Here is a 7,223-nt window from a genome sequence, read left to right as displayed (position 1 = left end):
ACCGACGACCTTCGGGTTATGAGCCCGACGAGCTACCAGGCTGCTCCACCCCGCGTCCGTGGATGCGCACTATACTCGGATAGGTTTGTGATGCAACCCCTTTTTCGCATTAATCATGATTTTGTATGTAATTTGAACGATATAGCGTTGTTTGGCCTATTTTTTGCGCAGAATTTGCCAAAGGGTAAGGGATTGCATTTCCTTAGCCCTGGCGGTTTGTTATCTTCGTAACGCGGAAATGGGCAACTAAAAGACGAGATATAATGAAAGGACGTTGGGTGAAGTATCTGATGACAGGCGCAATGGTAGCGATTCTTGCGGCCTGCTCTTCCAAACCGACCGATCGCGGTCAACAGTATAAAGACGGGAAATTATCCCAGCCTTTCTCATTAGTTAACCAGCCCGATGCCGTAGGCGCACCGATCAACGCCGGCGATTTCTCTGAGCAGGTCTACCAGATCCGCAATGCGTCACCGCGTTTATATGGCTCACAGAGCAGCGTTTACAGTGCGGTACAGGATTGGCTGCGCGCGGGGGGCGATACCCGCAACATGCGTCAGTTCGGTATTGATGCCTGGCAGATGGAAGGGGCGGATAACTATGGCAACGTCCAGTTTACGGGCTACTACACGCCGGTTGTCCAGGCGCGCCATACGCGTCAGGGTGAATTCCAGTATCCGATCTATCGTATGCCGCCAAAGCGTGGCCGCTTGCCGTCCCGCGCAGAGATTTACGCTGGCGCGCTGAGCGAAAACTATGTCCTCGCCTACAGCAACTCGCTGATGGATAACTTCATCATGGACGTTCAGGGCAGCGGCTATATTGATTTTGGCGACGGCTCACCGCTTAACTTCTTCAGCTACGCCGGTAAAAACGGCCATGCTTACCGCAGTATCGGTAAAGTGTTGATCGACCGTGGGGAAGTAAAGAAAGAAGATATGTCGATGCAGGCCATCCGCGAATGGGGCGAGAAGCACAGCGAAGCCGAAGTGCGCGAGTTGCTGGAGCAGAACCCGTCGTTCGTCTTCTTTAAACCGCAAAACTTTGCGCCGGTGAAAGGGGCGAGTGCGGTACCGTTGATTGGCCGCGCGTCCGTCGCATCGGACCGCTCAATCATTCCGGCAGGCACCACGCTGCTGGCCGAAGTCCCTCTGCTGGACAACAACGGCAAGTTCAACGGCAAGTATGAGCTGCGCCTGATGGTGGCACTGGATGTCGGCGGAGCAATCAAAGGCCAGCACTTCGATATTTATCAGGGCATTGGCCCGGATGCAGGCCATCGTGCAGGCTGGTATAACCACTATGGCCGCGTATGGGTGCTGAAGGCCGCGCCGGGTACGGGCAACGTATTCAGCGGCTGATTATGGTATTCTGAGCGAAATACGGATTACTGTTCAGGGTGAGGGAAAAACCTCACCCTTTTTACATCTGAGGTGTTATGTCTGTGGTAATCAGTGATGCCTGGCGCCAGCGTTTTGGCGGCACGGCACGTCTCTATGGTGAAAAAGCCCTGCAGCTTTTTGCGGATGCGCACGTTTGCGTCGTGGGCATTGGTGGCGTGGGGTCATGGGCGGCAGAAGCGCTGGCGAGAACCGGTATCGGCGCGATTACGCTGATTGATATGGATGATGTCTGCGTCACCAACACTAACCGGCAGATCCACGCCCTGCGCGACAGCGTTGGTCTGGCGAAATCTGAGGTGATGGCGGAGCGCATTCGGCTGATCAACCCGGAATGCCGCGTGACGGTGATTGATGACTTTGTGACGGCAGATAACGTCGCTGAGTACATGAGTCGGGGTTACAGCTACGTGATTGATGCGATTGACAGCGTGCGCCCGAAGGCGGCGCTGATCGCTTATTGCCGCCGGTTCAAGGTGCCGCTGGTGACCACCGGTGGCGCGGGCGGGCAGATCGATCCGACGCAGATCCAGGTGGCCGACCTGGCAAAAACGATCCAGGATCCGCTGGCAGCCAAGCTGCGTGAACGCTTAAAGAGCGATTTTAACGTGGTCAAAAACAGCAAGGGCAAACTGGGCGTTGACTGCGTGTTCTCGACTGAGGCGCTGGTCTACCCGCAGGCGGACGGCTCGGTGTGTGCCATGAAAAGCACGGCGGAAGGGCCAAAACGGATGGATTGTGCCTCCGGTTTTGGGGCGGCCACCATGGTGACCGCATCCTTTGGCTTTGTCGCCGTCTCACACGCCCTGAAGAAGATGATGGCGAAGGCGGAGCGTCAGGCCTGAGCCTGGCGCGCGGCGTCCAGCACCGCGTCGCTGAGCGCAATCAGCCCCTGACCGCGCGAGGCGCTTAGCTGTGCGCGAAGCCCCAGTTTATCAAACAGTTCCAGCGGCGAGTGTGCCAGCAGCTCCGCCGCGCTTTTACCTTCTGTCGCGGTCAACAGCACCGCCAGCAGGCCGCGAACGATGCGCCCTTCGCTGTCTCCAAAGAAATGCAGTTTGTCACCGGACAGGCGATACCCGAGCCAGACGCGGTTCTCGCAGCCGGCGATCTCTTTTGCCTGGGCTTTCAGCGCGTCGGGAAGGGCAGGCAACTGCTTGCCCAGCAGGATCAGCTGACGATATTTGTCTTCCCACTGGTTTAGCGGGCCGAAGGTCTGCCTGAGCGTCTCTTCGGTGATTGTGCTGCCGAACGGGTGTCCGGCCAGGTCTGAGCGAGTCATTAATCCACCAGTAATTCAAGGGCGCGGTCAACGGCGGCGACCAGCGCTTCGACATCGTTTTGCGTATTATAGGGCGCAAATGAGGCGCGCAGCGTCCCACTCACGCCAAGCGCCGCCAGCAGCGGCTGTGCGCAGTGCTGTCCGGCGCGCAGGGCAATGCCATATCCGGCCAGCAGCGTGACCATATCACTGTGATGCACGCCGTCAAAATCAAAGGCTAACAGGCTGGAATCCTGCACGCGAAACGAGCGAAAACCCGGGCGCTTTTTGAGTTCCTCTTCTGCCAGCGTCGCCAGGCCCCGGCTCCAGCTTTCAGCCTGAACCACGTCCGTTTCAGCCAGCCACTCCAGCGCTGCGCTCAGGCCAATGACGCCAGCGACGTTCGGTGTACCGGCCTCCAGGCGATAGGGCACGTCCTGGGTTGTAAATCCATCGAACGTCACTTCGGTAATCATTTTTCCACCGCCGAGCCACGGGGTCATTTGTGCCAGCAGGTCAGGCTTGCCGTACAGCGCCCCGATGCCAGTAGGGCCATACAGCTTATGTCCCGAGAAGGCGTAGAAATCGATATCCAGTTTTTGCACATCGGAGGGGAAATGCACGATCCCCTGCGCGCCGTCGACCACCACCACCATGCCGCTGGCGTGGGCGAGCTCAATGGCGCGGGCCAGGTCCGGGCAGCCGCCGGTGACGTTAGACATCTGCCCAAGCGCCAGAATGCGGCTGCGCGGGGTGATGAACTCGGGCAGGCGAGCCACGTCAGGAAGTAAATCAGAACCCAAAGGAAGCTTAACGACCCGCGCGCCTGTCTGCTCCGCCACCACCAGCCAGGGAACCAGGTTCGCGTGGTGTTCTGCTTCGCTGACAATGATTTCGTCGCCCGCGCGCAGCTGAGGGCGGGCATAGCACTGTGCCACCATATTGATGGCTTCCGTGGTGCCGCGTGTCCAGACGATGTTTTTTCCGCTTTCGGCATTAATCAGACGTGCAACCTGATCCCGGGCGGCTTCATAGCGCGCCGTCAGGCGTTGTGCCTCGGCAAACTGGCTGCGGTGTACGTTGCCAGCGCTGAGGCTATAAAACTGCCGTGTGGCCTCAATGACTGCTTGTGGCTTGAGCGCCGTGGCGGCGCTATCAAGATACACACCGGCATCGGCCAGCGCCGGAAACTGGGCGCGAAACTGCGAGGGGCTGAAAGCGTTCATGGAATTCCTCTTATCATTACGGTGATCGTCGCGCAATTTCAGCGGCAGGGCAAGGAGGTTGATATCTATAAGATTTGTCTGCATAAACTGGCGAGTCTCAAAAAGCAGGTTATGCTAAAGAGTGTTAGGTGAATGAATAAGCCTGTTTTAAATCGATGTTTGAATAGCATTAATTGCTAAAGGAGAATAAGCATGAAAAAGACAGCCGCCATCCTCTCTGCCTGTGCGTTTACCTTCGCGCTGAGCGCCTGTTCCGGCAATAACTACGTGATGCACACCAACGATGGTCGATCTATCGTCTCTGAAGGGAAACCGACGACCGATAATGACACCGGGATGATCTCGTACAAAGATGCCAACGGTAACAAGCAGCAGATCAATCGCAGTGATGTGAAAGAGATGAAAGAAATCGAGCATTAATAGCGATTTAAGCAAAAAAAAGCACCGCAAATTGGCGGTGCTACATTAATCACTATGGACAGACAGGGTAAATGTACAGGAAGTGAAAAAGTGGTAGCGTTGCTACCGTGGTCTGAATCGCAGACCAATTGCAAACACAACAACACAACATCACAACCGTAAGCCAAAAGCCCTTCAGAACACGCATTCCAAAAAAAGCTTTTCGTTCCGGCTCAGGAAGTGCCGCCACTATAGGTATTTGCTGGTAGTTCCTCAACGGACAAATTATAATGGCTCAGATAAAAAAAACTAATAGGTTAAACGTTGTTTCCTATATGTTAAATCCCGTTAACATCTAAGCCAGATAACCATGTCCAAGCGATTGCCCCCTCTTAATGCATTACGTGTTTTTGATGCCGCAGCACGTCACCTGAGCTTCACCCGCGCAGCCGATGAGCTTTTTGTGACGCAGGCCGCAGTAAGTCATCAAATCAAGTCTCTGGAGGATTTTCTCGGGCTTAAGCTGTTCCGTCGCCGCAACCGTTCGCTCCTTCTGACAGAAGAGGGGCAAAGCTATTTTCAGGATATCAAAGAGATTTTTTCACAGCTCACCGAAGCCACGCGTAAGCTACAGGCGCGAAGTGCAAAAGGCGCGCTGACTGTCAGTTTATTGCCCAGTTTTGCGATCCAGTGGCTGGTGCCAAGACTCTCAAGCTTTAACTCAGCTTATCCGGGAATCGACGTTCGAATCCAGGCCGTAGACCGCCAGGAAGATAAACTTGCGGACGATGTGGATGTGGCGATTTTTTATGGCCGGGGCAACTGGCCGGGCTTGCGTGTGGAGAAATTATACGCAGAATATCTGCTGCCGGTCTGCTCACCCATGCTGCTGACGGGTGAAAAAGCGCTCAAAACCCCGGCCGATCTGGCAAAGCATACGCTTTTACACGATGCTTCCCGCCGCGACTGGCAAACTTATACCCGCCAGTTGGGTCTTAACCATATTAACGTGCAGCAGGGACCCATCTTTAGCCACAGTGCGATGGTGTTACAGGCTGCCATTCACGGACAGGGCGTGGCGTTGGCGAATAACGTCATGGCGCAGTCCGAAATTGAGGCAGGCCGTCTGGTCTGTCCGTTTAATGATGTACTGGTCAGCAAGAATGCGTTTTATCTGGTTTGTCATGACAGTCAGGCAGAACTGGGTAAAATAGCCGCCTTCCGACAGTGGATCCTGTCTAAAGCGGCAAACGAGCAAGAAAAATTCCGCTTCAGGTATGAACAATAACTTTTGCGTGCCGAGCACGCATCACTTTAGGACCGAAACATGACCAGCCGATTCATGCTGATTTTTGCCGCGGTGAGTGGCTTTATTTTTGTTGCACTGGGTGCCTTCGGCGCGCATGTGTTAAGCAAATCGTTAGGGGTGGTTGAAATGGGCTGGATCCAGACCGGCCTCGAATATCAGGCGTTTCACACCCTGGCTATCTTTGGGCTGGCGGTGGCGATGCAGCGCCGGATCAGCATCTGGTTTTACTGGAGCAGCGTGTTTCTGGCGCTGGGGACCGTACTGTTTAGCGGTAGCCTCTACTGCCTTGCGCTGTCTCATTTACGCCTGTGGGCGTTTGTTACACCCGTCGGCGGCGTCAGCTTCCTGGCGGGGTGGGTATTAATGTTTATCGGAGCCATCCGTCTGAAACGCAAGGGCGTTGTTCATGAATAAGGTTGTTTTATATTGTCGCCCGGGGTTTGAGAAAGAGTGCGCCGCGGAAATTACCGATAAAGCGGCGAAGCGCGAAGTCTTCGGCTTTGCCCGTGTGAAAGAGAACGCGGGCTATGTGATATTTGAGTGCTATCAGCCTGACGATGCCGATAAGCTGGCGCGTGAGCTGCCGTTCAGCTCGCTGATCTTTGCCCGTCAGATGTTTGTCGCCGGCGAGCTGCTGAAGGATCTTCCGCCTGAAGACCGCATCACGCCCATTGTTGGCATGCTGCAGGACGTAGTGGAGAAGGGCGGCGACCTGCGTGTGGAAGTTGCCGACACCAACGAAAGCAAAGAGCTGATGAAGTTCTGCCGTAAATTCACGGTGCCGCTGCGTGCGGCCTTGCGCGACGCAGGTGTGCTGACCAACTACGAAACGCCTAAGCGCCCGGTGGTGCATATCTTCTTTATCGCGCCTGGCTGCTGCTACGCGGGCTACTCGTATACCACCAACAACTCGCCGTTCTTTATGGGGATCCCGCGTTTGCGCTTCCCGGCAGATGCGCCGAGCCGCTCAACGCTAAAGCTTGAAGAGGCGTTTCACGTCTTTATTCCGGCGGATGAGTGGGACGAGCGTCTGGCTAACGGCATGTACGCGGTCGATCTTGGTGCGTGTCCGGGCGGTTGGACCTATCAGCTGGTGAAACGCAACATGTGGGTTTCCTCTGTTGATAACGGCCCGATGGCGCAAAGCCTGATGGATACCGGGCAGGTGACCTGGCTGCGTGAAGACGGTTTCCGCTATCGCCCAACCCGCAACAACATCTCGTGGATGGTGTGCGACATGGTTGAGAAGCCCGCAAAAGTAGCCGCGCTGATGGCCTCGTGGCTGGTAAACGGCTGGTGTCGTGAAACCATCTTTAACCTCAAGCTGCCAATGAAAAAGCGCTATGAGGAAGTTTCCCAGAACCTGGCCTACATTCAGGAACAGATGGATGAGCACGGTATTAACGTGGTGATCCAGGCGCGCCAGCTATATCACGACCGCGAAGAGGTGACGGTGCATGTTCGTCGCTGGTGGGCGGCTGTGGGTGGGCGTCGCGACGAGCGATAGTGTGCTGAAATCCCCTCACCCCGGCCCTCTCCCCAAAGGGGCGAGGGGGAAAATCGCACAGTCTGACCCTTTCACTGTCAAGGGGTAGGCGGAAAAGTCTGCACCGTCTGATCCCCTCTCC

The 7,223-nt window shown here is 55.7% G+C and carries 8 protein-coding genes; 6 read left to right on the top strand and 2 right to left on the bottom strand.

Annotation, left to right across the window (positions count from 1 at the left end):
* The first annotated feature begins 263 nt into the window (after window positions 1-263).
* Complete coding sequence (gene mltA, locus QLG21_RS07665) at window positions 264-1,361, top strand: murein transglycosylase A (RefSeq protein ID WP_282484180.1); 1,098 nt, start codon at window positions 264-266, stop codon at window positions 1,359-1,361.
* Between the two features lie 77 nt (window positions 1,362-1,438).
* Window positions 1,439-2,245 (top strand): tRNA cyclic N6-threonylcarbamoyladenosine(37) synthase TcdA, encoded by an 807-nt coding sequence (tcdA, locus tag QLG21_RS07660; protein WP_088208618.1) that lies wholly within the window; start codon window positions 1,439-1,441, stop codon window positions 2,243-2,245.
* Here tcdA and csdE read toward each other — a convergent pair.
* Entirely contained in the window at window positions 2,236-2,682 is a 447-nt protein-coding gene (csdE, locus tag QLG21_RS07655; protein ID WP_282484179.1) for a cysteine desulfurase sulfur acceptor subunit CsdE, read from the bottom strand. The two genes, tcdA and csdE, sit on opposite strands and share 10 nt — an antisense overlap.
* Window positions 2,682-3,887 (bottom strand): cysteine desulfurase CsdA, encoded by a 1,206-nt coding sequence (csdA, locus tag QLG21_RS07650; RefSeq protein WP_282484178.1) that lies wholly within the window; start codon window positions 3,885-3,887, stop codon window positions 2,682-2,684. Before csdA ends, csdE begins: the two co-directional genes overlap by 1 nt.
* A 192-nt stretch (window positions 3,888-4,079) precedes the next feature.
* On the opposite strand from csdA, the gene QLG21_RS07645 reads away from it, so the two are divergent.
* The 4 genes from QLG21_RS07645 to rlmM all read left to right on the top strand — a co-directional run bounded on the left by QLG21_RS07645 (window position 4,080) and on the right by rlmM (window position 7,102).
* The gene (locus QLG21_RS07645; RefSeq protein WP_006178289.1) at window positions 4,080-4,307 is read left to right on the top strand and encodes a YgdI/YgdR family lipoprotein; all 228 of its coding nucleotides are present in this window, start codon (window positions 4,080-4,082) and stop codon (window positions 4,305-4,307) included.
* Window positions 4,308-4,656: 349 nt separating this feature from the next.
* Window positions 4,657-5,574, top strand: a complete 918-nt coding sequence (gcvA, locus tag QLG21_RS07640) for a glycine cleavage system transcriptional regulator GcvA (protein WP_006178288.1) — start codon at window positions 4,657-4,659, stop codon at window positions 5,572-5,574.
* 39 nt (window positions 5,575-5,613) lie between these two features.
* Window positions 5,614-6,009, top strand: a complete 396-nt coding sequence (locus QLG21_RS07635) for a DUF423 domain-containing protein (RefSeq protein ID WP_003862756.1) — start codon at window positions 5,614-5,616, stop codon at window positions 6,007-6,009.
* Window positions 6,002-7,102 carry a 23S rRNA (cytidine(2498)-2'-O)-methyltransferase RlmM gene (gene rlmM, locus QLG21_RS07630; RefSeq protein WP_282484177.1) on the top strand — a complete coding sequence of 367 codons (1,101 nt, stop codon included), beginning with the start codon at window positions 6,002-6,004 and terminating at the stop codon, window positions 7,100-7,102. The genes QLG21_RS07635 and rlmM overlap by 8 nt, the downstream gene beginning before the upstream one ends.
* Window positions 7,103-7,223: the final 121 nt, after the last annotated feature.

The sequence above is a fragment of the Enterobacter sp. V87_3 genome, from assembly GCF_029967835.1.
Classification (GTDB): domain Bacteria; phylum Pseudomonadota; class Gammaproteobacteria; order Enterobacterales; family Enterobacteriaceae; genus Enterobacter; species Enterobacter cancerogenus.
Note: the sequence above shows the minus strand (reverse complement) of the source record. Positions and strands in the feature narration are given on the sequence as shown.

Coding starts and splice junctions, on each gene's coding strand:
- csdE (WP_282484179.1), bottom strand. CDS start 2,682: ATGACTCGCTCAGACCTGGCCGGACACCCGTTCGGCAGCACAATCACC.
- rlmM (WP_282484177.1), top strand. CDS start 6,002: ATGAATAAGGTTGTTTTATATTGTCGCCCGGGGTTTGAGAAAGAGTGC.
- tcdA (WP_088208618.1), top strand. CDS start 1,439: ATGTCTGTGGTAATCAGTGATGCCTGGCGCCAGCGTTTTGGCGGCACG.
- QLG21_RS07635 (WP_003862756.1), top strand. CDS start 5,614: ATGACCAGCCGATTCATGCTGATTTTTGCCGCGGTGAGTGGCTTTATT.
- gcvA (WP_006178288.1), top strand. CDS start 4,657: ATGTCCAAGCGATTGCCCCCTCTTAATGCATTACGTGTTTTTGATGCC.
- csdA (WP_282484178.1), bottom strand. CDS start 3,887: ATGAACGCTTTCAGCCCCTCGCAGTTTCGCGCCCAGTTTCCGGCGCTG.
- mltA (WP_282484180.1), top strand. CDS start 264: ATGAAAGGACGTTGGGTGAAGTATCTGATGACAGGCGCAATGGTAGCG.
- QLG21_RS07645 (WP_006178289.1), top strand. CDS start 4,080: ATGAAAAAGACAGCCGCCATCCTCTCTGCCTGTGCGTTTACCTTCGCG.